This window comes from Actinomadura sp. GTD37 (assembly GCF_041951365.1).
Lineage (GTDB): Bacteria > Actinomycetota > Actinomycetes > Streptosporangiales > Streptosporangiaceae > Spirillospora.
In genome coordinates, this window is the sequence record NZ_JBGNUS010000001.1 from 839,877 (window position 1) to 865,713 (window position 25,837).

Here is a 25,837-nt window from a genome sequence, read left to right on the forward strand (position 1 = left end):
TCTGGTTCGGCGAGCGGAGCGGCTCCCTATGGGCTCTCCTCCCTGATCGCCTGGTCGAGGCGAAAACGTCGGCCGACTTGGCTCACCGCCTGCACGCCGCCCTGTCCCCCCAACGGCCTACCCCCACCCACCGATCCCGCCCAAACAGCGCGCCCGCACGTGAACGGCAATCCTCACTCAACGCCCCACACTCCGACACGAGGGCAGAGCACCCCCGAGGGCCACGCTGTCCGGACCGAAGCCGGAGCACCTCATCCGCAGCCCGCCGACGTCCCGCCAGGACCAGATTCACGACCAGGCACGTCATTCACTACTTCCTGACCAGCTGCCTCCACCTGCAACCCATCCTCCCGCGCTGACGAGTCAGGTGCGGCCGCGAGGTGACGCGCAAGTAATCGGTTGGGGCTCTGCTGCTAATTCTCCACCGCCACATCCGCACCGTTGCGGTTGAACCACCGCTCTAGCTGGACGCCGGCGAGTTCGGTTGTGGCTGCTCGGGTGGTGAGGACGATGGAGCCGACCACGCTCCCAGTCATGCCGGTCACCTTTACGTTCGTGAGATCGGTTTCCCCGAAGGCGGCCATTGTCGCGGTAGATTCGCGCAGGTCGGCGTTCCTCATGTCGCAGCCGATGAACGAGGCATCGCCAAGGTCCGTCCGCCTCATATCCGCGCCGACGAAAGATGTGCGTATGCATTCTGCACGCCCGAGCTTTGCACCGACCATCCGGGCTCCCGCGAAGTCCGCCTCCGTGAGGAAGGACTTCACCAGTTCGGCATCGGACAGATCAGCCTCCCTGAAACTCGTGTTCTCGCAGTGCGCTCTCCACAGCAGGCTGCGGCTGAGGTTGGAGCCAGAGAAAACCGAACCGCTCAACCACGCCTCGGTGAAGTCGACGCCATCCAGATCGGCACCGCGGAAGTCCAGATCCAGCGCATAGAGGGTCGAGTCAGGGCTTGAGAGCCAGTCCCGCAGAGTCGCGGCCGCCTCCGCGTCGAGCGGCCAAGTGCGCGGCCCCCAGCCGCTGTCATGGGTACCAGATGACGCGGTCACTCCACCCCTCCCGTTCAACGATGCGCCGCATGTCGTCGATGGCGCTCTGGTCGGCATTTCTGGTGTCGATTATCACGCCGCGGTTCATCTGGAACTGCTTGAGCAGTGTACGTTGAAAGTCTGTCGAATTGTAAGCATTTGGGAATGGTCTTGCGCGGACATGTTTGGGGACGCCCGGCGGCCAGTCCGAGTGGATGCCCTTGATGTCCCAGTGGATCCCCTTGTCGATGAAGTCTCCTTGCTTGGGTCCGCTGGGACGCCTGTAGTTCTCGTCGAACAACCCTCTCTTGAGCAGATCCAGCGATATCCTAGCCTCGTCCTTGGAGCCTTTGGTGGCCTTGAAGTTATGGTCTGGGTCTCTTGTCGCCTCTGTGTATTTTTCTGGGTTCAACTCCTTCAGGTCGTCCAGATGGCCCTCCAGGGCCTGTTTCTCCGCAGGCGTGAGGGCGGGATGCGGTTCATCGGCGCTGGCAGGCCTCCGGGGCAGCGCCGGGTGGGTTCGTTCCGCCCCCTTGCGAACTACTTGAGGGGCCTCTGGGGTTTCCGGAGGCTGGCGGGTGAGGTCTTTGGTTTTGGGGGCCTCGGCGGCGGCCTCTTTTAGGGCCTGGGCGGATTTTGCGGTTTCGGGTTTGGTGGTGCGGCGGAGGGCGGAGGCGAGGCGGGCCGTTATGCCGGAGCCTGAGCCGGTGCCGCCGGTTACCGCCGTTATGACGATGGTGGGGGCGGCCTCGCCGAAGGCGCGGACGGGGTCGCGTTTCCATTCTTCCCAGTTGATGGCCGCCTTGGCGAAGGCGATCGGGTGCTGGACGCCCTGGGCGAGGCCCTGGATCTGGCCCACGGGGCCTCGCTCCAGCCAGCCCTTCGGCTTGATCGCTATGTAGAACGGGGCGGTCATCGGGTTGCCGGCCAGGGCGCTGAGGCCCATGTCCTTCACGCCTTGCCCGAGGCCGGGGAGGTAGTGGTGGGCGTAGGCGTTCCAGCCGTCGCGGAGCGGGTCGCCCGTCTTGGCGGATTGGACGACCTGTTGGCGGTCGGTCTTGAGGAGTTCGTCGCGGCTTCGGCGTACTTCGGACTTCTGCTGGGAGATCCTGCGCGCGGCGCCGGAGATCGTCCGGGCGGGGGCGGTGCTGAGGCCGAGGTTGGCGAGGATTTCGGAGAGGGCCTGGGCCGCGTCCTGCCAGGAGTTCGAGGCTCGGGTCAGTTCCGCGCTGAGCTGGTCGAGTTTCTCCGGTGAGCCGCTGCGCACGGCCGAGGTTTGGCGGCCTCCTCGGGGTGCGCCCGGGATGTAGGGGTCGCGGACGCGGGGCAGGCCGGCGGCCAGGTGGCGGACCGAATCGAAGGCGGCGTAGAAGGCCGCGCGGGCGTCGTCGTGCTGGTTTGCGAGGGTCTTCTGGAGGCGGTCGGCGGCCGGGCCCACTAATGCTCCGTCGAGGAGGAGCGTGTGGGCGCGTTTCAGGGCGGGCCCGTGTTCCTCGGCTAATCGTTTGACGTGCGGTAACAGGGACGCTGCTTGCTCTGCCCGGTCCATCGAACCTCCTGTCCGACGGAAAGTCAGGCTAGAGGTTGTGAACGCCGCGGGCGAGGGGTGAACTCGTAGATCCCCCGGCCTTTTCAGGTCAGGACGTGGGTTGTGAGGAGTTGTTCGAAGTCCTTTTCGAAGGACTTGTAGAGGGTGCGGAGGGTGGGGCCGGGCCAGTCGGGCGGGAGGAGGGACGGGGGCAGCAGCGGGTCGTTCAGGAGGTGGCGCAGGACGGCGGCGGCGAGGGTGAAGCGGTCGGCTATTTCGGTGGCGGCCGAAAAGGCGGTGCGAAGGGCTTCGGCTTTGGTCGTCCAGGCGCCCAGGTCCCAGAGGGCGGCGGCGAGGAGCGCCGGGTCTTCTTCGGGGCGGCCCGTCAGGAAGGTGCATTGGCGGACGACCGGGGCCGGGCGGGTGCGCGTCAGGTTGGCGGGGCGCAGCCAGGTGCCTTCGCGGAGTTCGGCGAGGCGGAGCGCGGACATGGCCTGGCGGAGCGCGGCGCGGTCGGCGGCGGGGCGGCGTTCGGCGGTGATGACGGCGATCTCCCAGGAGCCGTCCCAGGGGAGGGTCCGCGGGGAGCGGCTCTCGTCCTGGCGGGCCTGGCGGGCGAGGAGCCGCTCGGTGAGGGCGTACCCGCCGCCGGTCTGGACGAGGTCGCCCGAGGCCACCATGCGGGACAGCGCGACCCGGACCGTCCCCTCGGCGATGCCGAACAGGTCGCCGACGCGGACGAGGTACCGGGCCGGGAGCCGGGGCGGGTGGACGCCGAGCAGCGTGCTCAGCACGACCGAGCGGGCGGTGAGCGGGCGGATCTCCAGGCTTTCCATGGCTGGTCACGACCCTACCGGGATGGGCTCAGATCACTCTGATCTGCCACTCGCCCTGTGCCTCCACATGGAGGAACGAGCCGCGTGCGGCGATGGTGCCGTCACCGGGCAGCACCCACGCCGACCATGTGCCGGTGCATTCGACGCGCAACTGGACGGGACAGTCGGTTTGCAAGGAAAGCGGCCGGACGAGGCGGATCTTACGGTCTTCCATCATGTGACGTAGAAGCGTAATGTCGGAGTATGACGTCCTATCTGATCGAGCCGTTCGACCGGCTGCCGTTCGGCGGCGCGGCGAAGGCGCGCCGGTACGCGACCGAGCGCTACCGGGGGGCCGTGGGCCGCAACTGGTACGACTGCGATCCCACGCTGCGGTTCCTCATGCGGCGCCACCTCGGGGACGGGTTCGGCTGGGCCGAGCCGCGGCTGAAGGAGATGGGCGCGCTGATGGGCGGCCCGATCGCCGAGCGCGCGGAGGAGACCGACCGCAACCCGCCGCGGCTGGAGAAGTACGACCGGTGGGGACGCGACGTCAGCGAGGTCGTCATGCCGCCGTCGTTCGAGGCGGCCCGCAGGGATCTCGTCGCGACGTCGTTCACCCGGCCCGATTTCGTCGCGGACGCGAAGGCCGGCGGGGTCGACGCCGCGCCGCTCGGCGTGGCCTGGAGCTACCTCCTGGACCAGGCCGACATCGGCATGGCGTGCGCGCTCGGGACCGGCGGCGACATGGTCGTGCGGCTGACGGAGATGTTCGCGCCGGACGACGTCAAGGAGCGGGTGCGGGACCTGTTCGCGGCCGGGGAGATGTCCGGCGAGGCCGCGCAGATGCTGACGGAGCGATCGGGCGGGTCCGATCTCGGGGCGCTGGAGTCGACCGCGTCCAAGGACGGCGACGCCTGGCGGCTCAACGGGTTCAAGTGGTTCGCGTCCAACGCCAACGGGTCGGCGTTCGTGGTGCTGGCCAAGTCCGAGGGCGGGGTGGACGGGGTGCGGGGGATCGCGCCGTTCCTCGTCCTGACGGAGCGGCGGGACGGGTCGCGCAACGGCGTCCGCATCCGGCGGCTCAAGGACAAGCTGGGCACGAGGTCGGTCGCGTCGGCGGAGATCGAGTTCACCGATGCGGAGGCGTTCCTGCTGGCCCCGTCGTCCAGCGCGGGGCAGGGCGGGGACGGCAGGGGACTCGCCCGCATGATGGAGCTGACGAACGGCGCCCGCCTCGGCATCTCGATGATGGGCCTCGGGTGCGCGCGGCGGGCTCTCGTCGAGTCGCTCTGCTACGCGCGGGCCCGGGAGGCGTTCGGTGCCGCGCTCATCGACCAGCCCCTCATGCGGCGCAAGCTCGCCGAGCTGATCGTGGAGACCGAGGCCGCCCAGGCGCTCGTCTTCGACGGGTACCTGGGACGGCCCCGGCTCCGCATCGGCGCCGCGCTGATCAAGCTGAGGGCGTCCCGGCTGGGCGTGACGGCGGCCAGCGACGCGATCGAGATCCACGGCGGCAACGGGTACATCGAGCAGTGGCCGGTGGCGCGCATCCTCCGGGACGCGCAGGTCAACCCCATCTGGGAGGGCGGCGACAACGTCCTGTGCCTGGACGTCCGGCGCGCCATAGAGCGGCAGGACGCGCACGAGCCGTTCCTCGACAGGCTCACGCAGGCCGTCCGGCAGGCCCCGGACGGAGACGACGCGACCGCCGCCCTGGTCGCCGACCGCATCGGGCATCTCCGCCAGGCCATAGAAACGTGGCGCGGCCTCGACAGGACCGTCGCCGAAGCGCGGCTCTTCCCGCTCGCCCAGTACATGGCGGACGTGTACGCGGCGGCGCTGCTGCTGGAGCAGGCGGGCTGGGAGCGCGCCGATTCGGGGACGGACCGCAAGGCGCTCGTCGCACGCCTCTACGCTCGGAGTCACCTCGCCGACGCCGGTCCGCTGCGCGCGATCGACGCCCCGGCGGAGGACCTCGAACGCTTCGGCGACCTGGCGGACGGCGCGTTCATCGGCGACTAGGAGGCCGCGTGGCGGTACGGATCGAACGGGACGGGCCTGTCACGACGGTGGTCATGTCCCGTCCCGAGACCCGCAACGCCGTGGACGGGACGACGGCGCGTGAGCTGGCCGCGGCGTTCCGCGCGTTCGACGCGGACGAGGGCGCGAGCGTCGCCGTCCTGTGGGGCGAGGGCGGGACGTTCTGCTCCGGCGCCGACCTCGCGTCGATCGGCACCGGCCGCAGCCCGCGCGTCGACCCGCCCCCGGCGGACGGCCCGCTCGGCTGCACGCGGCTGCGCCTGTCCAAGCCGGTGATCGCGGCGGTCGCCGGCCACGCCGTCGCCGGCGGGATGGAGCTGGCCCTCTGGTGCGATCTCCGGGTCGTCGAGGAGGACGCGACGTTCGGGATCTACTGCCGCCGCTGGGGCGTCCCGCTCGTGGACGGCGGGACGTTCCGGCTGCCCCGGCTGATCGGCACGAGCCGCGCGATGGACCTGGTCCTCACCGGGCGCCCGGTCGGCGCGCGGGAGGCGTTCGAGATCGGCCTCGCGAACCGGCTCGTCCCGGCGGGCGCGTCGCGGGAGGCCGCCGAGGCGCTCGCGGCGGAGCTGGCCGGGTTCCCGCAGACCTGCCTGCGCAACGACCGCATGTCGGTGCTGGACGCGGAGGGCCTGCCGGAGGACGAGGCGGTCGCCGCCGAGTACCGGCACGGGATCGGCTCGCTGGACGACGCGCTCCGCGGCGCCGCGCGGTTCGCGGACGGCCGCGGCCGGCACGGCGACTTCACCGACATCTGAGCCCGCGCACCGTCCGCCGCACGGCCGGGGATCGTTGACCGAACCAGATTCGGCCCCGTAGGTTCCCAGTGTGGCGGCAGCCCCGATCGAGGAGCAGAACCGATGACGCTGACCGTGGACCGGGCGGGGCTCGACCTCGCCGACCCGAAGGCCTACGCGGACGACCGGCGGTTCCACGCGTCGCTCGCGCTGCTGCGCCGCGAGTCGCCGGTGCACTGGGTGGACGGCCCCGGCTACACCCCCTTCTGGGCGGTCACCAAGCACGAGGACGTCCTGGAGATCGAGCGCAACCACCAGATCTTCCTGAACGCGCCGCGCCCGCTGCTCGGCACCGCCGAGTTCGACGAGCTGAACCGGCAGCGCGCCGAGCAGGGCATCGCGCTGCGCACGCTGATCCACATGGACGACCCCGACCACCGGGTCGTCCGGGCGATCGGCGCCGACTGGTTCCGGCCGCGCGCTATGCGGGCGCTGGAGCCGCGCATCCAGGAACTGGCGAAGCGGTACGTCGACCGGCTGGTGGAACTCGGCGGCGAATGCGACTTCGCGCAGGAGGTCGCCGTCCATTTCCCGCTGTATGTGATCCTGTCGCTGCTCGGGCTTCCGGAAAGCGACTTCGGCCGCATGCTGAAGCTGACGCAGGAACTTTTCGGCGGCGATGACGACGAGTTCCAGCGCGGCGCGACGAACGAGGAGAAGCTCCAGGTCCTGCTCGACTTCTTCGCCTATTTCCAGGGGCTGACGGAGGCGCGCCGCAAGGAGCCGACGGACGACCTCGCGTCCGCCATCGCGAACGCCCGGATCGACGGCGAACCGCTCAACGACTTCGACACCGCCTCGTACTACGTCATCGTCGCGACGGCCGGGCACGACACGACGAGCGCGACGATCTCGGGCGGCCTGCAGGCCCTCATCGAGCACCCCGACCAGCTCGAACGGCTCCAGCGCGACCCGGAGCTGATGCCCTTCGCGGTGGACGAGATGATCCGCTGGGTGACGCCCGTCAAGGAGTTCATGCGCACCGCCACCCGCGATTACGAACTGCGCGGCGCCACGGTTCGCGAGGGCGACGCCGTGCTGCTCTCCTACCCGTCCGCGAACCGGGACGAGGACGTTTTCGACGACCCGTTCCGCTTCGACGTGGGCCGCGACCCGAACAAGCACCTCGCGTTCGGATTCGGCGTCCACTACTGCCTCGGCGCGGCGCTCGCCCGCATGGAGATCCGCGCGTTCTTCGCCGAGCTCCTGCCCCGCCTCCGCTCCATCGAACTCGCCGGGACACCGGAGAGCACCGCCACGACGTTCGTCGGCGGACTGAAGCGCCTTCCCGTCCGCTACTCCATCGCCTAAGGACATTCCTGGTGCAGATCAACGCCGCGGTGCTGCGCGCCGCAGACGCCCCCTACACGATCGAGTCCCTCGACCTGGCCGACCCGGGCCCGGACGAGGTGCTCGTCAAGATCGCGGGCACCGGGATGTGCCACACCGACATGCTCGGCCGCATACCGGGCGACCTGGTCACCAAGCCGGTCGTGCTCGGCCACGAGGGGTCGGGCGTGGTCGAGGCGGTCGGGCCGGGCGTCACGGGCCTCACCGCGGGCGACCACGTGGTCATGTCGTTCGACTCGTGCGGGACGTGCGCCAACTGCCGCAACGCGCAGCCCGGCGCCTGCCCGCAGATGGCCGCGCTCAACATGCTCGCCATCCCGCTGGACGGGACGCCGCGCGCCACCACCGGCGACGGCGAGGCCGTCCACACGCGCTGGTTCGGGCAGTCGTCGTTCGCGACCCACGCGCTCGGGACCGTCCGCAACACCGTGCCGGTCACCGCCGACGCCCCGCTCGAACAGCTCGGGCCGCTCGGCTGCGGCGTCCAGACCGGGGCGGCGTCGGTGCTCGTCTCGCTCGGCGTCCGCGCCGGCGACAGCATCGCGATCTTCGGCGCGGGCGCGGTCGGGCTGGCCGCCGTGATGGCCGCGCGGGTCGCGGGCGCGGCCGTCATCGTCGCCGTCGACCTGCACGAGTCGCGGCTCGACCTGGCCCGCGAGCTGGGCGCCACGCACGTCCTGAACGGGGCGGACGACGACATCGCCGGGCAGATCCGGGCGATCTCCGGCGGCGAGGGCGTGCAGTACTCGTTCGACTCGACCGCCGTCCCCGCGGTCGTGTCGACGGCGGTCGCGTCGCTGCGCACCACCGGCGTCTGCGGCCTCGTCGGCGTCGGCGCCGCCGAGTACACGCTGGACGCGAACCTCCTGCTCATGGGCCGGACGGTCAAGGGCATCATCGAGGGCGACGCCGTCCCGCACACCTTCATCCCGACGATGATCGAGCTGTGGCGGCAGGGCCGGTTCCCGTTCGACCGGCTCATCACGACCTACCCGCTCGACCAGATCAACCAGGCGGAGGCGGACACGACGTCCGGCAAGGTCGTGAAGCCCGTCCTGATCCCCTAGACGACGCGGTGGAGGAGGCCGCCGCCGCTCGCGAGGCGGCGGCAGTTCTCCGCCGCGACCGCGAAGTACCGGTCCCACGTCTCGCCGGTCAGCCAGGCGACGTGCGGCATGACGACGACGTTCTCCAGGGCCAGGAGCGGGTTGGACGCGTCCACGGGCTCCTCCTCGAAGACGTCGAGGCCGGCGCCGCCGAGACGGCCCGAGGCGAGCGCCGCGACCAGCGCCGCCTCGTCGACGACCGCGCCGCGCGCCGTGTTCACGACGATCGCGCCGGGCGGCAGCAGCGCCAGCTTCCCGGCGTCGAGCAGATGACGGGTCCCGTCGGTCAGCGGGATGTGCACCGACACGATGTCGCTCGCCCGCAGCAGGTCGTCCAGCTCCCGCCAGGCCGGGTCGTCGCGGCGCGGCCGCCGCGACGTGAAGAGGACGTTCGCGCCGATCGCCTCCAGCATGCCGCGCAGCAGGGTGGCGATCTCGCCGCCGCCGAGGAGCCCGACCGTCCGTCCGGCCAGTTCCCCGCCGACCAGGGCGCGGTCGGCGGGCCAGCCCTCGCCGCGCCGCGTCCGCGCGTCGAACGCGACGACCCGGCGCAGCGCCGCCAGCATCAGCAGCAGGGACGTCTCCGCGACGGCCTGCGCGTTCTGCCCCGGCATGTTCGCGACCGCGATCCCGCGCCGCTTCGCGGCGTCGAGGTCGATGGTGTTGACGCCGGTGCCGAGCTTCTGGATCAGCCGCAGCTTCGGCGCCCGGTCCATGTCGGCGGCCGTGAGGGGACGCAGGACGTGCCAGACGACCTCGGCGTCCGGCAGCAACTCGGCGAACCGCGCGTCGTCCTGCTCGGAGCAGCTCACGATGTCGAGACCGGGCTCGTCGTGATCCATGTCGTAGTGCAGCAAAACCCGCATCCCGGGCACTCCCGTCCGTGACCCCGGGTCGGCGCCCGGTCCTCCCCACGGATTATGGTGCGGATCATGAGGTCGAGCGGCGGCGGGATGTGGACGGGCGTTCCGATCGTGCAGGCGCCGATGGCGGGCGGACCGTCGACGCCCGAGCTGGCCGCCGCCGTCTCGGACGCGGGCGGCCTGGGGTTCCTCGCCGCCGGCTACAAGACGCCGCAGGCCATGCGCGCGGACATCGCCGCCACCCGGAAGCTGACGTCCCGCCCGTTCGGAATGAACGTCTTCATGCCGTCACGGGACGAGATCGACCCCGTCCTCGTCGACGCCTACCGCGACCGACTGGCATCGGAGGCCGCCCGTCTCGGCGTCTCCCCGGGCAGCCCCGCGGCCCGCGACGACGCGTACGAGGCGAAGATCGCCGACCTCCTCGCCGACCCGCCGCCGTTCGTGTCCTTCACCTTCGGGTGCCCGCCGCCGGACGTCGTCCAGGCGTTCCAGGCCCGCGACGTGGTCGTGATCGTCACCGTGACGTCCGTGGACGAGGCCCGCCAGTCGGCCGCGGCCGACGCCCTGTGCCTCCAGGGTTCCGAGGCGGGCGGGCACCGGGGCTCGTTCACGAACGCGTCCGACGAGCCGCTGCCGCTGCGCGTCCTGCTCCACGCCGTGCGCGCGATGACCTCGCAGCCCCTCATCGCGGCGGGCGGCCTCGCCTCGGCCTCGGACGTCGCCCGGGTCCTCTCCCTCGGCGCGGTGGCCGCCCAGCTTGGGACGGCGTTCGTCCGGTGCCCGGAGAGCGGCGCCAGTGCCGTCCACAAGGCCGCCCTAGCGGACCCCCGCTTCACGTCCACCGCGATGACCCGAGCCTTCAGCGGACGTCTCGCCCGTGGCCTCGTCAACCGTTTCCTCACCGAACACTCGGCGCACGCACCCGCCGCTTACCCCGACGTCCACTACGTGACCTCGCCCCTACGCAAGGCGTCCGCCGCGCAAGGCGACCCGGAAGGCGTCAACCTGTGGGCGGGCGAGTCCTTCCACACAACAACCGAAGCCCCCGCCGCCGAACTCGTACGCAGCCTCACACCAGCCTGAGGGGCGCTCGAACGCGATGCTTACCGAGACCTGACCCCGCCGTTCTGGAAGCCGCGAAGCGGCAGGGATACCGTCGCACCTACGACGTGACGTCCGAACCGACCTCCTTGGCGGGAGGCATCATGCCTATCCGGTTCTTCGACCAGACAATCCGGATGCTTACCTCTACGGCCGACACCGATGGCGCGCTGGGCGCCGTCGAGGTCGCCGGTCCGGGAGGGGCCGCGCCCCCTCCGCACGTGCATCACCAAGAGGACGAGGCGTTCTACATCCTTGAGGGCGAGTACAGCGTCTTCGTCGGCGACGATGTGATCACGGCGTCTCCGGGCACCTGGGTCTGGGGGCCGCGCGATGTGCCGCACGGCTACCAGGTCCATTCGGAGTGGGGCCGCCATTTGAGCCTCGTCCTGCCGGGTGGCTTCGAGACCTTCTTCGAGGAGAGCGCGGCGATCGCCACCCCCGACGCCGACCCCCGCGACGCGATGAGCGACCTCACCGCGATCGCCGCCCGCTACGGCGTCGAATTCCTCGGCCCCACCCCACCCCCACGCTGACACCGCCCTCGCCGAGCACCTGGAACACCCCACCGAGACGCCGCCACTACCGCTGAAGGCGTCAGCGGACGTGGGAGCGGAGGACCGCGCGGAGGGCCGCGCGGGTCAGCAGGAGGGCGCGCCCGTCCGGGTCCTTGCTGTCCCGCACCGCCACCACCGCACCGGCCGCGTCCGCCAGTTCGACGCACTCGCCGCCGTTGGGCCCACTGTGCGCGCTCTTATGCCAGTGCGCGTCGGGGACGCCTGCAAGTTCGACGCAGTCGCCGCCGTTCTCGCCGCTGCGGCTTGCTTTGCGCCAGTTGAGGTTTTGCAGAGGCATGGAGCCAGTGTCGGACGCGCCGGGTGAGGCTGTCATGGGGCGCATTGGTTCCGGTTGGCTTACCGGTTCGCGAGGTACACGTTGAGCCTCCGCGTGCGGGATGTTCGACGTGGCGACGGCCTTGTGGCGGGCGGCGTACCACCTGGTGGGCGATGCGGACGCTAGGTGCGGCGGGAACCGTGCTGGGCGACATGCGCAGCGCGCGAGTGGGCGTGACGTGGGTTAGTGGAGGTGGTGGTGGAGGGGGGTGGCGAGTTCGGTGGTGCTGAGGATCAGGGCGACCGTGTAGTCGATGAGGTGGTCGCGGTCGATGCCGAGATCTCCGCGGAACCAGGTGGTGAACAGCTCCCAGAGGCCGGCCGTGAGGGTCAGGCCGGTCAGCTCCACGTCGATGTCGGGGAGGAGGACCTGGTCCAGGGTCTCGTGGGTCTCGGCGGCGAAGATCGCGGCCATGGTCCGGATGATCTCGATGCGCCGCCGCTGGAGCAGGGGCGAGGCGGGGAACGCGTGGGTGAGGATGTGGGCGCGGCGCGGGTCGCCGGTCAGGAAGTCGAGTATGGCGGTCACCACGGCGCGGGTGCGGGGGCGCGGGTGGCGCGGGGCCCGGCGGGCGGCGGACAGGATCACGTCGGTGCCCTGGGCGACCTGGTCATCGATGATCGCGAGGAGCAGGGCGTCCCGGTCCGGGAAGTTCTCGTAGAAGTAGCGGTCGTTGAGCCCGGCCTCGGCGCACACCTTCCGGACGGTCGCGGCGGCCCACCCCTGCGTGCCCAGCAACTCCAGCCCGGCCGCCAGCAGCGCCGCGCGGCGGCGGGCGCGGCGCTGGTCGGCGGGCACGCCGCGGTACGGGCGCGCGGGAGCGGGCTCGGACGTCACAGTCCCGATTGTGCCGCATCCCTTGACTTCGCCCACGGATCTGGGGACGCTGAACACCAGAATTTCTGGTGTGATGCTTCACCAGAAAGCGCGACGAGACGGGAGCGTGAGGTCCGGTGGCCACGGAGACCCCCCGACAGCTGACGCCGGCGGACATCGACCTGAGTGATCTGCGGTTCTGGGTCCGCCCCCTGCACGAGCGGGCGGAGGCGTTCGCGGTGCTGCGCGCCCAGCCGGAGCCGGTGTTCTCGACCCTGCCCAAGCTGCCCTTCCTCCCGCAGAGCCCGGGATCCTGGGCGCTGACCCACCACGCCGAGGTGGCGGAGGCCAGCCGCAATCCGGAGGTGTTCAGCAGCGAGCCCAGCGCCACCAGCCCGGCCGACATGCCGCGCTGGATGGACAAGTACTTCAACTCGATGATCGACATGGACGATCCGCGGCACGCCAAGATCCGCCGGATCGTGTCCCGCGCGTTCAGCCCGAAGATGCTCGCCAAGGCCGAGGACGACATCGCGCTGCGCGCCGCCCGGATCGTGGACGAGCTGATCGAGGCCGGCGGCGGCGACTTCGTGTCCCAGGCCGCGGCGCGGCTGCCGGTCGAGGTCATCTGCGACATGCTGGGCATTCCCGTCCAGCATCACCGCCGGGTCGTGGAGCTGACCAACATCATCGTCGGCTACAGCGACCCCGAGTACGTGGGCGCGACCGTCGAGTACAGCGGCGGAACCGCGAAGCTGGGCCGGGTCGCCACGATCCGCATGCTGGGCACCGTCGCGTCGGCCGGGTGGCGGCTGCACCGGCTGGCCTCCCAGCTCGGGCGGGAGCGCAGGGCCACGCCGACCGGCGACCTGACGTCGGCGCTGGTGAACGCCAACGTCGACGGCGAGCGGCTGAGCCCGCGCGAGTTCGCCGCGTTCTTCCTGCTGCTGGTCGTCGCCGGGAACGAGACCACGCGCAACGCGATCGCGCACGGCCTGAAGCTGTTCACCGAGCACCCCGACCAGCGCGAACTGCTGCTGGAGGACTTCGACGGGCGCATCGCCGGGGCGATCGAGGAGATCGTCCGCTACAGCAGCCCCGTCATCTTCATGCGCCGCAACGTCACCCGCGACTACGAGATGAACGGCCACACCTACCGCAAGGGCGAGAGGGTGACGCTGTTCTACTGGTCCGCGAACCGGGACGAGGCGGTCTTCACCGACCCCGACCGCTTCGACATCCTGCGCTCGCCCAACCCGCACGTCGGGTTCGGCGGCCCCGGCCCGCACTTCTGCCTGGGCGCCAACCTCGCCCGGCGCGAGATCACGGTGATGTTCCGCGAGCTGTTCACCCGCCTGCCCGACATCACCGCGGGTGAGCCCGACCGGCTCATGTCCGGCTTCATCAACGGCTACAAGCGCCTGCCCTGCACCTTCACCCCGCCCACCGCCCGTCCCCGCGCCTCCGCGTAGCGGACGGTCCCCCCCGACTTCAGCCGGACACCGCCGATCCGGGCGGAAGAGATCTTGACGTGGGGCGGCGGGGCGCCGAGATTCGTTGTGTGCGAAGGACGTGGTGCGGGTCCCGTGTTCTGCGGGCCGCCGTCGCGGCCTTCGTCTCCCTCGGCGCGCTCGCCGGCGGGGAAGCGGCCGTCGGCACGCACCACCCGGGGGCCTCGACCGTGCGGTCGCCCAACGGCGTCCTCTCGCTGACGCTGTCGGTGGACGGCGGACGGCTCGGGTACTCCGTCGGACGGGGCGGATCTGTGCTCGTCCAGCCGTCCGGGCTGGGGCTGAGGCTGGCGGACGGGACGGTGCTCGGCGGCGACGTGCGGGTCACGGGCAGCCGCGTCACCTCCCGTGACACGACCTGGCGGCCGCTGTGGGGCGCCGACTCCCAGGTGCGGGACCACTACCGGGAGCTCACCGTCGAGTTCCGGCAGGCGGACGGGCGCATCTTCAGCGTCGTCGCCCGCGCCTACGACGACGGCGTGGCCTTCCGGTATCAGGTGCCGAGGCAGGCGGGCCTTCCGTCGCTGGAGATCGTGGACGAGGTGACGGAGTTCGCCCTCGCCGGTAATCCGGAGGCGTGGTGGACGGAACGGGACTTCGACACCGACGAGAACATGTGGCGGTCGTCGGGCTACGGCGCCATGGGTGCCTCCAACACTCCGGTGACGTTCCGCTATCCGTCCGGGACGTATCTGTCGATCCATGAGGCCGATCTGAACGACTACGCGGCGATGACCGTGGTGCCGGAGCGGGGGCGGCTGCGCGCCGCGCTGGTGCCGACGCCGGGACGGACGGCCGCGGTCGTCACCCGCACCGGGCGGGCCACCCCGTGGCGGGTCCTGACGATCGCGGGGACGGCGGGCGGGCTGATCGAGTCGCATCTGGCCGAGAACCTCAATCCGCCGTGCGCGATCTGCGGGGGAGACACGTCCTGGATCAAGCCGGCCAAATACGTCGGCATCTGGTGGCTGATCCAGCACGGCCAGGCCACGTGGAAGGCCGGGCCGCGGCATGGCGCGACAACCCGGCGCGCTAAGCAGTACATCGACTTCGCCGCCGCGCACGGCATTCACGGGCTGCTCGCCGAAGGCTGGAACCGGGGCTGGGAAGGGTCCTGGGCCGACCAGGACTTCACGAAGGCCACGTCCGACTTCGACCTCGCCGAAGTCGTCGCCTACGGCAAGAGCAAAGGTGTCGAATTCATCGCGCACAACGAGACCGGCGCCGGGGTCGACGGTTACGCGAAGCAGATCGACGCCGCTTTCACGCTGTACGAGAGCCTCGGGATCCGCTACCTCAAGACCGGTTACGTGGGGGACGTCCCCGGCCACCACCACTACGACCAGCGGATGGTCAACCATTACCGGCTCGTCCTCGAAAAGGCCGCGCGGCACCGCATCAACGTCGACTGCCACGAATGCGTCCACGCGACCGGGGAGGTCCGGACGTTTCCCAACGCGCTCGCCCGGGAGGCCGTGCGCGGCCAGGAATGGGACGCCATCGACGACGATGGCGACACCCCGGAGCACACCCTCGTCCTGCCTTTCACCCGCATGCTCTCCGGCCCCATGGATTTCACCCCCGGCATCATGGACGTCCTGTGGGACCCGCGAAAGAACGGCCGGCGCGTGCGCACGACGGCCGCCAAGCAACTGGCCTACTACGTCGCCTATTTCTCCGGCGTCCAGATGGCCGCCGACCTGCCCGAGCACTACGCGAAGTCGCCGGGCCTGAAGTTCATCGAGGACGTGCCGGTCACCTGGGACGAGACGAAGGTGCTGTCCGCCGATATCGGCGACCATCTCGTCGTCGCGCGGCGCTCGGGCGCCGACTGGTATGTCGGCGCGATGGCGGGCGAGCGGGCGCGGACCGTGCGGTATCCGCTCTCCTTCCTCGGCGCGGGCACGTGGGTCGCGGAGTCCTATTCGGATGCGCGGAAGGACGATCCGGCGGCGCTCGACGTCGGCCGTTCCGCCGTCACCCGCGACGACGTCTTCACGGCCGTCCTCCAGCGCAGCGGCGGCCAGGCGGTGCGCTTCCGTCCCGCCGCCTGAGAATCGATCGTCATCCGCCGGGGGACGGCAGGGCCTGCTGGCCGCCGTCGATGTCGTAGGTGCCGCCGGTCAGCGCGGTGTTGGTCATCAGATGCACCGCCAGCGCCGCGACATCGCCCGGCTGGACGACGCGTCCGATCGGCAGGGTGGCCCGCAGCTGCTCGCGGCGCTGCTCCAACTGGTCGCCGAGCAGGCGCGCCGACAGCGGCGTGTCCACGAATCCGGCGGCGATGAGGTTGACCCGGATCGGCGCCACCTCCAGCGCCAGCACGGCGGTGAGCGCGGGCAGGGCCACCGTCAGCGGCGACGACACCGCGAGCCCGAGGGCGGGACGGCGTGCGCCGGTGCCGCCCATGAACACCAGCGAACCGCCGTCCGGCATCCGTCCGGCCACCGCGAGGGCGATACGGATCGGCAGCCACAGGTGCTCGTCGACCTGGCGCTGCGCCTCCGCGAAGTCCAGGTCCGCCAAGCGCGCGTAGTAGTTGCCCCCGGCCGTCACCATCACGTGGTCGACCCGTGGCAGTTCTGCGAAGAACCGCCGGAGGCGCTCGGGATCGGTCGCGTCGAACGCCGCCGTGCCCGACGCGCCGACGTCCGCCGCCGCGTCCCGCAGCCGGCCGGGGTCGCGGCCGGTCAGGACGACCTCGGCGCCCTCGGTGCGGGCCAGGCGGGCCGTCTCCCGCCCGATGCCGGCACTTCCGCCGACGAGCACGACCGTCTGGCCGTGCAACCGCAGATCACGTCCATCGGGTGAGCCGGGTGTCGTCATGTCCCATCCAAGTTCTCGGGAAGTCGGCTATTGCTGCGAGGTCGGCTGGTCGTTCGGGGAGCCGCGCTGCGCGGCCAGGGCGGACGTCGTCAGGCGCTCCATGCGGCGGCAGGCGTTGTCGTAGAACCTGAGCTGGGTGCGGCGGCCGAAGAGGAGGAAGCCGATGCGCACGACGGGGTTCGGGTCGTCCGCCGGCTGCGAGAAGGCGTGGATGTGGAACTCGACCTCGCCGGTGTCGAGCCATTTGCGCACTTCCTGGTCCATCTGGCCGCGTTCGAGATGCCCCTTCAGCGTCCGGTAGTTCCACCCCCAGACGCGGGCGCGGCGGCCGCCGATCTCGACGACGTCGTCGACGACGCCCCCGACGCGGAGCCCGAGGTGGAAGCGCAGCCCGGAGAACCGGCCTTCGAGCAGCATGTCCCGGCCCGGCTCGGGAGGGCCCGAACGGCAGACCTCCTGGATGATCGCGGGATCGGCGTACTCGTAGTCCCGCACGAGGCGGCAGGCCGTCTCCCAGCTCCCGCCGGGGACCGGCGGGCCGGGCGGCTCCGGCGGCAGCGGCTGCCGGTAGTCGTCGACGTACCAGCCGCCCTCCGGACTGCTCACGTCGTGCCGGGACGGATCGAAGTTCAGCGGACGCCGGTGCAGCCCGGCGTGCAGCCGCCGCATCCGGCGCTGGAAGCGGGCGCTTCTCCTCACGGGGGAGCCTTCCGCGGACGGCGGCGTCGCTCGGCGCCCGAGACCTGCTGGACGGCGGCGTAGGTCGGCCCCCGCACCTGCTGGAACCACCCCGCGGGGGCCAGCCCCCGGATGGGATTCCGGGCGGGGTCGAAACGGCCGGGTTCGCTGTCGTCGCCGCGCGCCGGGCCCAGGAGCCGCAGTTCGCCGAACCGCTCCCACGCGCCGAACTCGGTGGCGACCAGCAGGTCCAGCGGCAGCGGCCACTCGTCCACGGCCCGTGCGAGCGCCGTGAGGTCGGCCGGCACGGCCGGGTTCCGCCGCGCGGCCGCGGCCAGCAGGAGCCGCCGGTCGCCGGCCCGGTAGGGGAGCAGGGAGCCGTAGAACGCCGGGCTCCAGCGGGTCGCGGGCCGGAGCAGGTGGCGGCCCAGCGGCGTGCGGCCCGTGGTGGCCAGCAGCAGTTCCGCGTCGCCGTCCGGCGGCTGCCGCCAGCGCATGGCCAGGCCGAGGATGTCCGGCAGGGCGGGCGGGAGGCCCACCGCGCGGGAGAGCCGCACTTCGGCCACCAGTTCCGTGTGATCGTCCAGGAGCGGGACGCCCCAGTACCGGGACGTGCCGTGCAGGACGAGCGCGGCGTCGAACACGAGCCCTCTGGGGTGCAGGGGACGGTCGCGCAGGCGGGCCGCCAGTGCGAAGGTCCGGGCGAACGCCGCGGTGACCGCGCGGGCGACCGGCCGCTTGCCTCCGGGGACGGGTCCGTCCGCCCGCTCGGTCTGGGTCTCCACCGGGCCGGCCATCCGGCCGCCGGACAGGTCGGCGACCCGGGTGCAGAAATGCGTCCACATGTGGAGCTGCATCTCCTTCGCGATGCCGACCTTCTCGTAGAGGAGCTGCGCCAGCCGCTCGCCGCTGCGCGCCCAGGACTCGATCGTGAACACGAGGTCGCCGTTCCCCGCCTCGGCCGCCCGGAACTCGATCTCCCCGGCCTCCAGGTGGCCGCGCAGCGTCACGAACCGGAACGACTCCGCCGTCCGCTCCACCACCCGGACCGGGCAGTTCCACGGCCCCGGCATGTGGACGACGTACTCGTCCTCCCGCGCCAGCGGACGGGAGGCCCCCGAGGTCTTGTCGAAGACGGCGACCTCCACCGGCGAGGCGGCGTTGAGATCGTCGCCCAGCCGCGTGATCAGCTCGGCCGGGGTGAGCGGGCTGCCGGTGATGCGGACCCGGTAACGCCGCTGGTAGACGGGCCCGACGCCCTGCCGCACGTCCTGCACCCGGTCGCCGCCGCGGTGCGGGATCCGGTCGATGTCCGCCGCCGCCGCGGCGGTGTCGGTCCGGCGCCGCGACACCCGGCGGGAGTGCCGCAGCCACCGCCAGGCCGCGAGCCCCACGCCGGGCGGCCAGCGCGCCGACCGCACCCGGCGCCGCCAACGAACGCGCACGGCGCCTCCCCCGATTCGCCCTGTCGTCGTCACCCCGATCCCCCGGGGTCATGGGGCGCGCTCTACCCGGTCTGACCAGCCTGAATCCCCGGCATCGGACGTGGGGCCAAGCGCATGCCGAGCGACCGGTGTGTCTCGGAGCACGGACGTTTGTGCCCGTGGACCGAGTACGATGACGCTGAGACGTTCCGCCCTGTGTCCGCGGATCAGCATTCGATGCTGCCCGAGGTGACGAGAATGGCGAACGACCGTGACATCCGTGCCGAGGCGTACCGCACGCCGGCACTCTCCCCAGATCGCACGTCCGGCGCCCCGCTCATGGCAGGGCAGGGCCAGCGCGCCTCGCTGATCGCCGGCAGGTTGTCCCGCGCACTGCACTCGATGGCGGCGATCTCCCGCGTCGACGGAGTCGCGCTGATGCTGGCCGGTGCGGCGAGCGGGCTGCGCGCGATCGGGGGGTCCACCGCAGAGGGACTGAAACTGGAGTATGCCCAGCAGGACGAGCAGGCGGGCCCGGCCCACGACGCCGTCTTCGCCGACCACCCGGTCGCCGTCGCGGACCTGGACGGCCACGGCGCGGCCGGATACGCGCGGCTGGCGCGCAGCGCGGCGCCCGTCAAGGCCGTCCTGGCGATCCCGATCCATGTCGAAGACGACGTGGTCGGGGCGTTGAACTTCTACCAGTGCAGGCCGTGCACCTGGACGAGCGGGCAGATCGCGGTCGGGGAGCACCTCGCCGACACCGCCGCCGACCTCCTGGTCCGGCTCGCCGCGCATTCCGCACCCGGCGACCGCGGTCGGCCGTAGTGCCTCCACATCTCGCCGACCATGGTTCTCTCGTAAGGATGTGGAGCACGTGATGCATATCGATAACGAAGCGCTGGATCTCAGCCTGGACCACCTGCGCAAGGCCGCGCACGAGCCGGACGTGGTCCGCGCCCTCCAGCGGGTGGTCAGCTCGGTCGACCGGCTGTTCGGCTACGACGGCGCCGGCATCATGCTCATCGACGAGGACGAGGCGCTGCTGTACGTGGCCGCCTCCGACGAGGTCGGACGATCCCTGGAGGAGGCCCAGACCAGCACCGACCAGGGGCCGTGCTACGACACCTACGTCAAGGGCCGCCCGGTCACGACCAAGGACGTGCGCTCGGATCCCCGCTGGCCGCAACTGCTGGACGTCCTGGACGAGCGGGTGCGGGCGGTCGCCGGAGTGCCGCTCCTGCTGGGCGGGAGCCCGGTCGGCACCTTGAACGTCTACCGCTCCGAGCCGTACGGGTGGGACGACTCCGACATCACGGCGTTGCGCGCCTACGCCGGCCTGATCGGGGAACTCCTCGCGGCCGCGCTGTCGTCCCGCGAGCACAGCGCCACCGTTTCCCAGTTGCAGTACGCCCTGGACTACCGGGTGGTCATCGAACGAGCCATCGGCTACCTGATGGCCACCTACGGGCTGGACGCCGTCTCGGCGTTCAACCGGCTGCGCAAGCAGGCCCGCGACAGCCGCCGCCGCGTCGCCGACCTGGCCGCCGAGATCCTCCAGGACGGCATCGCCTAGCCGCACCCCGCGGCGCCGCCCCGGCCCGCCCCCCGCCGACATCCATCCGACCCCGCATTCGTTGTCCACTCCATCTCGGTCCGGCCCCTGCCCCTGCCCGGTTCCGGAGAATCCACACAGCTCATGGAGGCTCTGTGACCCTGGCAGACAAGCGCCCGCACGGCGCTCGACCCGCCCTTCCCCCGACCACCGAAAGCACCGTCACCTGCGCGAACGGCGCGCTGCTGCTGACCGTCGACGCGCACCCCGACGGGACGACCGTGGAACTGCGGCTGAGCGGCGAACTCGACGTGGCCGGCTCCGGAGACCTGCGCCGGCACATCGGAGCCGTGATCGCCGCCCATGATCCGCACCGGCTGGTGCTGGACCTCTCCCGGCTGAGCTTCGCCGACTCCAGCGGCCTGGCCGCGATCGTGTGGGCGCACAAGGCGATGTCCGGACGCGGCGGCCGGCTGCGGCTGCACCATCCGCATCCGCGGGTGCTGCGCGTCCTGCACATCACCGGTCTCCACACCCGCCTGCACATCACCGAGGCGGACGCCGCCGAACCCTGCGGACCGCTGGGAGCGCACCGCCGCCCCGCCCGCTGAGAACCCCCGCTGACCGGCGACGCCGCCGGTCAGCGGTCCGCGCCGGATCCCTGCCCGCTGAACCCCTGCCCGCTGAACCCCTGCCCGCTGAACCCCTGGCCGCTGTCTTCCTGGCCGCCGAACCCCTGCGCTGCGGCGAGGCGTTTGGGGGCCGAGAGGCGCCAGGCTTCGGTGGTCAGCTCGGCCAGTTCGTCCGCGTCGACCTCCCGCAGGTTCACGTTCACCCAGGCGAAGCGGCCGCTGGCCCAGGACGGGGAGAAGACGTCCGGGGCCTCGGCGACGAGCGCGGCCTGCTCGTCGCGGGTGGCCTTGAGCATGGCGGTCTCCTCGGCCTCGTTGAGGTAGCCGAAGCTCTTGCCCCGCACCCGGAAGCTGGTCATGCCCCCGAACGACTCGTTCTCGGCCACCTCGGGGAGGCCGTGCGCGACCTCCAGGAACAGTTCGACGCTCACACTGGAAGGCGTATCAGCCGGGTCGGACGGTTCGGACCGTTCGCGTCCGGCGGGCGCGCGTCAGGCTTCGGCTCGAAATGACAACCTAGCGGCCGGGCCCGCCCCCCCGGCCGCCGTCCGGGATCAGGGCTTTCTGGCCAGGCCGCAGAACTGGTAGACGGGCTTCGGCGGACGGCTCGCGTCGCTGACGGCCGGACGCCACTGGGAGCAGGAGACGACACCCGGCTCAAGGATCTCCATGCCGTCGAAGAAGCGCTCCAGTTCCGCGCGGCTGCGCAGGCGCATGGGCGCGACCCCGGCCTGGTTGCTCATGTCGACCGCCTGCTGGGCGGCCTCCCCGTCGACCTCCCCGGTCGGGTGGGCGATCGCCAGGTGGCTGCCGGGCGGGACGGCGCCGAGCAGCCGGTCGACGATCCGGTGCGCCTCGTCCTCGCCGGTGATGAAGTTCAGGACGCCGAGCATCATGATCGCGACCGGCCGGGTGAAGTCCAGCGTCGCCGCGGCCCGCTCAAGGATCTTCTCGACGTCGCGGGCGTCCGCCTCGATGTAGTCGGTGGCGCCATCCGGGGTGGAGGTCAGCAGGGCCTGGGCGTGCGTGAGCACCAGCGGGTCGTTGTCGACGTAGACGATGCGGGCCTCGGACGCGATGCCCTGGGCGACCTCGTGGGTGTTCCCGGCGGTGGGCAGCCCGGTCCCGAGGTCGAGGAACTGGCGTATGCCGGTCTCGCCGGTGAGGTGGGTGACCGCCCGTCCGAGGAACTGCCGGTCGGCGCGGGCCGAGGCGACGATGTCGGGGATGACCGCCTGGATCCGGTCGCCGAGTTCGCGGTCGACGATGTAGTTGTCCTTGCCGCCCAGCCAGTAGTTCCAGACCCGGGCCGTGTGCGGCACGGAGGAGTCCACGGTCGGTGGCCGCTGCGACGCGCCGGCGGCCTCGTCCGGGGCGGAGGTATCGGTCATACGCCCGAGATTAACCACTTCCGGTGCGCACGGCCGGAGGAAACCGAAAGCGCCCGGGATAGGGCCGGAAGTCCCGTGGGGACGGGGTTTTCGGGCGTGCGAGGCGTCCGGTCCGAGGACTTTGGGCCCGGTGAAACCGGACCGAACGGATCTACGGCCGGACGCCGGACCGGAGTTGAGTAGGGGGTGAAGGAAGAACCGGCGATGTGACGGAAGGTGAGACGGCGATGGCGGTCTCCGAGCACAAGACGCAGGCGCGGCGCGGCACTCTGATCCGGGTGGCGGCTCCGCGGCCGCTGACCGAGACGCCCGCCGCCCGCTACATCTGGGCAGCGGCCCGGCTGGCGCTGGGCTGGGTGTTCGCGTGGGCATTCGTGGACAAGCTGTTCGGGCTGGGCCACGCCACGCCGGCGGGCAAAAGCTGGCTGGACGGCGGGAGCCCGACCGAGGGGTTCCTGGCGCACGCGCCCAAGGGCCCGATGGCGGGGTTCTACAACGACCTGGCCGGTGCGGCGTGGGCGGACTGGCTGTTCATGATCGGGCTGGCGGGGATCGGCGCGGCGCTGATCCTCGGCATCGGGATGCGGATCGCCGCCGCGGGCGGCGTGGCGCTGCTGGTGCTGATGTGGGCGGCGGTGCTGCCTCCGGAGAACAACCTGTTCATGGACGACCACCTGATCTACGCACTGCTGATCGTCGGGCTGGCTCTCGTCAGCGCCGGCGACACCCTGGGCCTCGGCCGCTGGTGGGGCAACCTCCCCCTGGTCAAGCGCCTCCCCATCCTCAAGTGACCTAGCACCCCGAAGGGCGTCCGCCGCGGCGGGCGCCCTTCCCCCTTCTGGGCCGGGCTTTCAGGGCCGGTCAGTCGTCGGTGAGGCCGGCGGCGCGGGCTTCGGGGTAGTCGTCGTCGATGTGCACGACCCGGCGTCCGGCGCGCTGGAGGAGGCTGCTCGCAGCGGCGGCCCGGTAGCCGGTGCTGCAATGCACCCAGACCGTCCCGTCCGGCACGTCGTCCAGCCGGTGCGGGAGTTCGGGCAGCGGGACGTGGACGGCGCCGTCGATGCGGCCGTCCTCCCATTCGTTTCCCATGCGGACGTCGAGCACGACGTCCGGTGCGGGGAGGTTTCGCGGGGGACGTCCGGCGCGGGCGGCGGCGAGGTCGGCGAACGCGGCGACGTCCGTCTCGTCCAGCCGGGACGGGTCGCCGCCAGCCCACTCCTCCGGCGTGCCGGTCGCGGACGCCGCAGGACGATCGATGCCGATTCGCGCCAGTTCACGCTGCGCCTCCGCCAACTGACCGGGGGTCTCGCCCAGCAGCGTCAGGGGCGCTCCCCATTCGGCCATCCAGCCGAGCCAGGTCGACAGTTTCCCGTCCACGCCGAAGCTCAGCGTCCCGGCCAGGTGCCGCTGGGCGAACGCCTTGCGTGAGCGGAGGTCCACCACCCATTCCCCGGCGGCGAGGCGGTCGCGCAACTGGCCGGGGTCGGCGGCCTCGGCCGGCGTGAGGTCGATCAGGCCGGCGCCGCCGGTGTTGCGGGCGCCCATGTGCGCGTAGTACGCGGGGTAGGCGTCGAGCCCGGCCAGGGTCTCGGCGACGAAGCCGTCGGCTTCCAGGCGGAGCGCCGGGTTGGTGCGCCGCTCGTCGCCGATGGTCGAGGCGGACGCGTCCGACTGGCTCGCCGAGCAGAAGCTCCCGAAGCCGTGCGTGGGCCAGATGTGCGCGCCGCCGGGGAGGAGGTCGGCCAGGCGCCGCGCCGAGGCGTGCTGGTGGCGGGCGAGCGCGTGGGCGTGCTCGGGGCCGAGCAGGTCGGTGCGCCCCGTGGTGCCGAACAGCAGCGACCCGCCGGTGAACACCCCCTCGGGACCGTCCGGCCCGGACAGGACGTACGACAGGTGGTGGAAGGTGTGCCCCGGAGTGGCCACCGCCCGGATCCGCAACGTCACGGAGACGGCGATCTCGTCCCCGTCGGCCACGCCCACCCGGTCGAAGCCGACCTCGTCCGCGGCGGCGAACAGGTAGGACGCGCCGGTCGCCTGGGCCAGCGCCAGCCCGCCCGACACGTAGTCGTTGTGCAGGTGGGTCTCGGCGACATGCGTGATGCGGACGCCGAGCCGTCCCGCCAGCGCGAGGAAGCGGTCGATGTCGCGCTGCGGATCGACGACCAGCGCGACCCGCCCGTCATGGGCGAGATAGCTGCGGTCGCCGAGGGAGGAGGTCTCCACCACCTCGACCTGGACTCCGTCGTTCCTCATCTTGACCCACTCCAATACGGACCGGTGTGCGCGCCGTTCCTTCCCTTCCCGGCGCACCTCGCACTATACCCCCCGGGGTATAGCGGAGAGCCGGCGCGGCCGCCCGAGGCCGACGACGCGAACGCGGAATCGTGACAATGCCGACCTGCCGGTTCTTCGGCCATGACCACCGCTTCACCGCCGACGGGACGACGATGCGCTGGTCGTGCGTGCGCGGATGCGGTGCCGGAGGCTCGAAGGAGTACGACACCGCCGCCCGCGCACAGCGCTATGCGCGGGCCTTCGACAAGAAGAACACCGACGATCTGGGACGGCGTGCCCCGCTCGTGGGCCTCTTCCCATTGCGCATGGCCCGCGCCATGCGCAAGCGGGTCGAGGGCGGACGTCAGGCTTGAGTGAAGGTGTGGGTCTGTCCCGGCTCGACATAGGTCGCCTGGGAGGCGAAGCCCCGGAGTTCCATTTCGCGGCGGAAGTCGTCCAGCGGCGAGCTGAGCACGCCGTAGTCGTTGTAGTGGACCGGCACCGCACGTCCAGGACGGATCGCCTCGAACAGGTCGGCACCCTGCTTGGCGTCCATCGTGACGATGAGGCCGCCGGGCAACTTGGTGCCGCCCAAGTGGAGGATGGCGAGATCGATGTCCCGGGTACGGCGGGCGATCTGGTGGATGCCGTCGAACATCAGCGTGTCGCCGGTGATGTAGAGGCGGTACTGCACCTCGCCGGTGGCCGGGCCGAACTCCAGGAGGCTGCCCATCACCGGGGGCAGCAGGAAGCGGGCGGGGCCGGGCGCGTGGCGTCCGGGCAGCGCGGTGATGCGCAGCAGCGCCCCGTCCTTCACCAGGGTGTGCGACTCCCAGGAGCGCAGCCCGACCGCGTGCCGGAACCGGTGCCAGCCCTGGAGCCGGCGCGCCGCGTGCGGCGTGGTGACGATCGGCAGGCCGCGGTCGAGCTTCGCGCGGGCGACCCGGTCCCAGTGGTCGCCGTGCAGGTGGGACAGGACGACGGCGTCCAGGCGCGGCAGTTCTTCGATGCGCAGCGCGGGCTCGGTCAGCCGTTTGGAGGAGAGCCCGAACCCGAGATAGGCGCGCTGCCCGCGGTGCAGGAAGTTGGGGTCGGTCAGCAGCGTGAACGGCCCGCACCGCAGCAGCGATGTCGCATTCCCGACGAACTGCATCGTGAGCTGGCGTAGTGCGAGGTCAGGCAGGGTCTTCATGCTCGAT

The 25,837-nt window shown here is 71.5% G+C and carries 27 protein-coding genes; 13 read left to right on the forward strand and 14 right to left on the reverse strand.

What is annotated here, in order from left to right:
• Positions 1–413: 413 nt before the first annotated feature.
• From ACA511_RS04050 to ACA511_RS04065, 4 genes are all read right to left on the reverse strand, one after another.
• The gene (locus ACA511_RS04050; protein WP_375022665.1) at positions 414–1,052 is read right to left on the reverse strand and encodes a pentapeptide repeat-containing protein; all 639 of its coding nucleotides are present in this window, start codon (positions 1,050–1,052) and stop codon (positions 414–416) included.
• The gene (locus tag ACA511_RS04055) at positions 1,027–2,580 is read right to left on the reverse strand and encodes a hypothetical protein (protein WP_375022666.1); all 1,554 of its coding nucleotides are present in this window, start codon (positions 2,578–2,580) and stop codon (positions 1,027–1,029) included. Before ACA511_RS04055 ends, ACA511_RS04050 begins: the two co-directional genes overlap by 26 nt.
• Before the next feature lie 83 nt (positions 2,581–2,663).
• Positions 2,664–3,395, reverse strand: coding sequence for a PaaX family transcriptional regulator C-terminal domain-containing protein (locus ACA511_RS04060; protein ID WP_375022667.1), 732 nt, complete (start codon positions 3,393–3,395; stop codon positions 2,664–2,666).
• A 28-nt stretch (positions 3,396–3,423) separates the two neighbouring features.
• Complete coding sequence (locus ACA511_RS04065; protein WP_375022668.1) at positions 3,424–3,612, reverse strand: hypothetical protein; 189 nt, start codon at positions 3,610–3,612, stop codon at positions 3,424–3,426.
• A gap of 26 nt (positions 3,613–3,638) precedes the next feature.
• Between ACA511_RS04065 and ACA511_RS04070 the strand changes: the two genes are divergently transcribed.
• From ACA511_RS04070 to ACA511_RS04085, 4 genes are all read left to right on the forward strand, one after another.
• Entirely contained in the window at positions 3,639–5,399 is a 1,761-nt protein-coding gene (locus tag ACA511_RS04070) for an acyl-CoA dehydrogenase family protein (protein WP_375022669.1), read from the forward strand.
• Between the two features lie 8 nt (positions 5,400–5,407).
• Positions 5,408–6,175, forward strand: a complete 768-nt coding sequence (locus tag ACA511_RS04075; RefSeq protein WP_375022670.1) for a crotonase/enoyl-CoA hydratase family protein — start codon at positions 5,408–5,410, stop codon at positions 6,173–6,175.
• Between the two features lie 102 nt (positions 6,176–6,277).
• The gene (locus ACA511_RS04080) at positions 6,278–7,525 is read left to right on the forward strand and encodes a cytochrome P450 (protein ID WP_375022671.1); all 1,248 of its coding nucleotides are present in this window, start codon (positions 6,278–6,280) and stop codon (positions 7,523–7,525) included.
• 11 nt (positions 7,526–7,536) lie between these two features.
• Positions 7,537–8,631, forward strand: coding sequence for an NAD(P)-dependent alcohol dehydrogenase (locus ACA511_RS04085; protein ID WP_375022672.1), 1,095 nt, complete (start codon positions 7,537–7,539; stop codon positions 8,629–8,631).
• On the opposite strand, the gene ACA511_RS04090 is transcribed toward ACA511_RS04085, so the two are convergent.
• Complete coding sequence (locus tag ACA511_RS04090) at positions 8,628–9,536, reverse strand: NAD(P)-dependent oxidoreductase (protein WP_375022673.1); 909 nt, start codon at positions 9,534–9,536, stop codon at positions 8,628–8,630. The two genes, ACA511_RS04085 and ACA511_RS04090, sit on opposite strands and share 4 nt — an antisense overlap.
• Before the next feature lie 66 nt (positions 9,537–9,602).
• Between ACA511_RS04090 and ACA511_RS04095 the strand changes: the two genes are divergently transcribed.
• The gene (locus ACA511_RS04095) at positions 9,603–10,619 is read left to right on the forward strand and encodes a nitronate monooxygenase (protein ID WP_375022674.1); all 1,017 of its coding nucleotides are present in this window, start codon (positions 9,603–9,605) and stop codon (positions 10,617–10,619) included.
• Positions 10,620–10,774: 155 nt separating this feature from the next.
• On the forward strand, positions 10,775–11,173 hold the full coding sequence (locus tag ACA511_RS04100) for a cupin domain-containing protein (RefSeq protein WP_375022675.1): 399 nt from the start codon (positions 10,775–10,777) through the stop codon (positions 11,171–11,173).
• Positions 11,174–11,234: 61 nt separating this feature from the next.
• On the opposite strand, the gene ACA511_RS04105 is transcribed toward ACA511_RS04100, so the two are convergent.
• Both ACA511_RS04105 and ACA511_RS04110 read right to left on the reverse strand, forming a co-directional pair.
• On the reverse strand, positions 11,235–11,492 hold the full coding sequence (locus tag ACA511_RS04105; RefSeq protein WP_375022676.1) for a DUF397 domain-containing protein: 258 nt from the start codon (positions 11,490–11,492) through the stop codon (positions 11,235–11,237).
• Positions 11,493–11,714: 222 nt separating this feature from the next.
• Entirely contained in the window at positions 11,715–12,368 is a 654-nt protein-coding gene (locus ACA511_RS04110; RefSeq protein WP_375022677.1) for a TetR/AcrR family transcriptional regulator, read from the reverse strand.
• Positions 12,369–12,484: 116 nt separating this feature from the next.
• Between ACA511_RS04110 and ACA511_RS04115 the strand changes: the two genes are divergently transcribed.
• The gene (locus ACA511_RS04115; protein ID WP_375022678.1) at positions 12,485–13,819 is read left to right on the forward strand and encodes a cytochrome P450; all 1,335 of its coding nucleotides are present in this window, start codon (positions 12,485–12,487) and stop codon (positions 13,817–13,819) included.
• Between the two features lie 89 nt (positions 13,820–13,908).
• Positions 13,909–15,912: a glycoside hydrolase family 97 protein gene (locus ACA511_RS04120; RefSeq protein ID WP_375022679.1), complete on the forward strand. Its 2,004-nt coding sequence runs from the start codon at positions 13,909–13,911 to the stop codon at positions 15,910–15,912.
• Positions 15,913–15,922: 10 nt separating this feature from the next.
• Here the strand turns inward: ACA511_RS04120 and ACA511_RS04125 are convergent, their stop codons facing one another.
• The 3 genes from ACA511_RS04125 to ACA511_RS04135 are packed head-to-tail and all read right to left on the reverse strand — an operon-like array spanning position 15,923 to position 18,807.
• Positions 15,923–16,684, reverse strand: coding sequence for an SDR family oxidoreductase (locus ACA511_RS04125; protein ID WP_375022680.1), 762 nt, complete (start codon positions 16,682–16,684; stop codon positions 15,923–15,925).
• 27 nt (positions 16,685–16,711) lie between these two features.
• Positions 16,712–17,383 carry a DUF1990 family protein gene (locus ACA511_RS04130; RefSeq protein WP_375022681.1) on the reverse strand — a complete coding sequence of 224 codons (672 nt, stop codon included), beginning with the start codon at positions 17,381–17,383 and terminating at the stop codon, positions 16,712–16,714.
• Complete coding sequence (locus tag ACA511_RS04135; protein WP_375022682.1) at positions 17,380–18,807, reverse strand: DUF1990 family protein; 1,428 nt, start codon at positions 18,805–18,807, stop codon at positions 17,380–17,382. Before ACA511_RS04135 ends, ACA511_RS04130 begins: the two co-directional genes overlap by 4 nt.
• Before the next feature lie 237 nt (positions 18,808–19,044).
• On the opposite strand from ACA511_RS04135, the gene ACA511_RS04140 reads away from it, so the two are divergent.
• From ACA511_RS04140 to ACA511_RS04150, 3 genes are all read left to right on the forward strand, one after another.
• On the forward strand, positions 19,045–19,614 hold the full coding sequence (locus tag ACA511_RS04140) for a GAF domain-containing protein (RefSeq protein ID WP_375022683.1): 570 nt from the start codon (positions 19,045–19,047) through the stop codon (positions 19,612–19,614).
• Between the two features lie 52 nt (positions 19,615–19,666).
• Positions 19,667–20,362, forward strand: a complete 696-nt coding sequence (locus tag ACA511_RS04145; protein ID WP_375022684.1) for a GAF domain-containing protein — start codon at positions 19,667–19,669, stop codon at positions 20,360–20,362.
• A 134-nt stretch (positions 20,363–20,496) separates the two neighbouring features.
• The gene (locus ACA511_RS04150) at positions 20,497–20,952 is read left to right on the forward strand and encodes an STAS domain-containing protein (protein WP_375022685.1); all 456 of its coding nucleotides are present in this window, start codon (positions 20,497–20,499) and stop codon (positions 20,950–20,952) included.
• 29 nt (positions 20,953–20,981) lie between these two features.
• Here ACA511_RS04150 and ACA511_RS04155 read toward each other — a convergent pair whose 3' ends face one another.
• Together ACA511_RS04155 and ACA511_RS04160 are read right to left on the reverse strand one after the other, a co-directional pair.
• Complete coding sequence (locus ACA511_RS04155) at positions 20,982–21,404, reverse strand: MmcQ/YjbR family DNA-binding protein (RefSeq protein ID WP_375022686.1); 423 nt, start codon at positions 21,402–21,404, stop codon at positions 20,982–20,984.
• A 123-nt stretch (positions 21,405–21,527) separates the two neighbouring features.
• A complete protein-coding gene (locus ACA511_RS04160) occupies positions 21,528–22,364 on the reverse strand; it encodes an SAM-dependent methyltransferase (protein ID WP_375022687.1) in 837 nt (278 codons plus the stop codon).
• A 227-nt stretch (positions 22,365–22,591) separates the two neighbouring features.
• On the opposite strand from ACA511_RS04160, the gene ACA511_RS04165 reads away from it, so the two are divergent.
• Positions 22,592–23,155 (forward strand): hypothetical protein, encoded by a 564-nt coding sequence (locus ACA511_RS04165; RefSeq protein WP_375024676.1) that lies wholly within the window; start codon positions 22,592–22,594, stop codon positions 23,153–23,155.
• 70 nt (positions 23,156–23,225) lie between these two features.
• On the opposite strand, the gene ACA511_RS04170 is transcribed toward ACA511_RS04165, so the two are convergent.
• Positions 23,226–24,617, reverse strand: a complete 1,392-nt coding sequence (locus ACA511_RS04170) for a rhodanese-like domain-containing protein (RefSeq protein ID WP_375022688.1) — start codon at positions 24,615–24,617, stop codon at positions 23,226–23,228.
• Positions 24,618–24,754: 137 nt separating this feature from the next.
• On the opposite strand from ACA511_RS04170, the gene ACA511_RS04175 reads away from it, so the two are divergent.
• Complete coding sequence (locus tag ACA511_RS04175; protein WP_375022689.1) at positions 24,755–25,012, forward strand: hypothetical protein; 258 nt, start codon at positions 24,755–24,757, stop codon at positions 25,010–25,012.
• Here the strand turns inward: ACA511_RS04175 and ACA511_RS04180 are convergent.
• The gene (locus tag ACA511_RS04180; protein ID WP_375022690.1) at positions 25,003–25,830 is read right to left on the reverse strand and encodes an MBL fold metallo-hydrolase; all 828 of its coding nucleotides are present in this window, start codon (positions 25,828–25,830) and stop codon (positions 25,003–25,005) included. The genes ACA511_RS04175 and ACA511_RS04180 overlap by 10 nt on opposite strands.
• Positions 25,831–25,837 lie beyond the last annotated feature (7 nt).

Coding starts and splice junctions, on each gene's coding strand:
- ACA511_RS04160 (WP_375022687.1), bottom strand. CDS start 22,364: ATGACCGATACCTCCGCCCCGGACGAGGCCGCCGGCGCGTCGCAGCGG.
- ACA511_RS04175 (WP_375022689.1), top strand. CDS start 24,755: ATGCCGACCTGCCGGTTCTTCGGCCATGACCACCGCTTCACCGCCGAC.
- ACA511_RS04180 (WP_375022690.1), bottom strand. CDS start 25,830: ATGAAGACCCTGCCTGACCTCGCACTACGCCAGCTCACGATGCAGTTC.
- ACA511_RS04100 (WP_375022675.1), top strand. CDS start 10,775: ATGCTTACCTCTACGGCCGACACCGATGGCGCGCTGGGCGCCGTCGAG.
- ACA511_RS04170 (WP_375022688.1), bottom strand. CDS start 24,617: ATGAGGAACGACGGAGTCCAGGTCGAGGTGGTGGAGACCTCCTCCCTC.
- ACA511_RS04145 (WP_375022684.1), top strand. CDS start 19,667: ATGCATATCGATAACGAAGCGCTGGATCTCAGCCTGGACCACCTGCGC.
- ACA511_RS04090 (WP_375022673.1), bottom strand. CDS start 9,536: ATGCGGGTTTTGCTGCACTACGACATGGATCACGACGAGCCCGGTCTC.
- ACA511_RS04065 (WP_375022668.1), bottom strand. CDS start 3,612: ATGATGGAAGACCGTAAGATCCGCCTCGTCCGGCCGCTTTCCTTGCAA.
- ACA511_RS04070 (WP_375022669.1), top strand. CDS start 3,639: ATGACGTCCTATCTGATCGAGCCGTTCGACCGGCTGCCGTTCGGCGGC.
- ACA511_RS04140 (WP_375022683.1), top strand. CDS start 19,045: ATGGCGAACGACCGTGACATCCGTGCCGAGGCGTACCGCACGCCGGCA.
- ACA511_RS04125 (WP_375022680.1), bottom strand. CDS start 16,684: ATGACGACACCCGGCTCACCCGATGGACGTGATCTGCGGTTGCACGGC.
- ACA511_RS04055 (WP_375022666.1), bottom strand. CDS start 2,580: ATGGACCGGGCAGAGCAAGCAGCGTCCCTGTTACCGCACGTCAAACGA.
- ACA511_RS04165 (WP_375024676.1), top strand. CDS start 22,592: ATGGCGGTCTCCGAGCACAAGACGCAGGCGCGGCGCGGCACTCTGATC.
- ACA511_RS04105 (WP_375022676.1), bottom strand. CDS start 11,492: ATGCCTCTGCAAAACCTCAACTGGCGCAAAGCAAGCCGCAGCGGCGAG.
- ACA511_RS04060 (WP_375022667.1), bottom strand. CDS start 3,395: ATGGAAAGCCTGGAGATCCGCCCGCTCACCGCCCGCTCGGTCGTGCTG.
- ACA511_RS04080 (WP_375022671.1), top strand. CDS start 6,278: ATGACGCTGACCGTGGACCGGGCGGGGCTCGACCTCGCCGACCCGAAG.
- ACA511_RS04095 (WP_375022674.1), top strand. CDS start 9,603: ATGAGGTCGAGCGGCGGCGGGATGTGGACGGGCGTTCCGATCGTGCAG.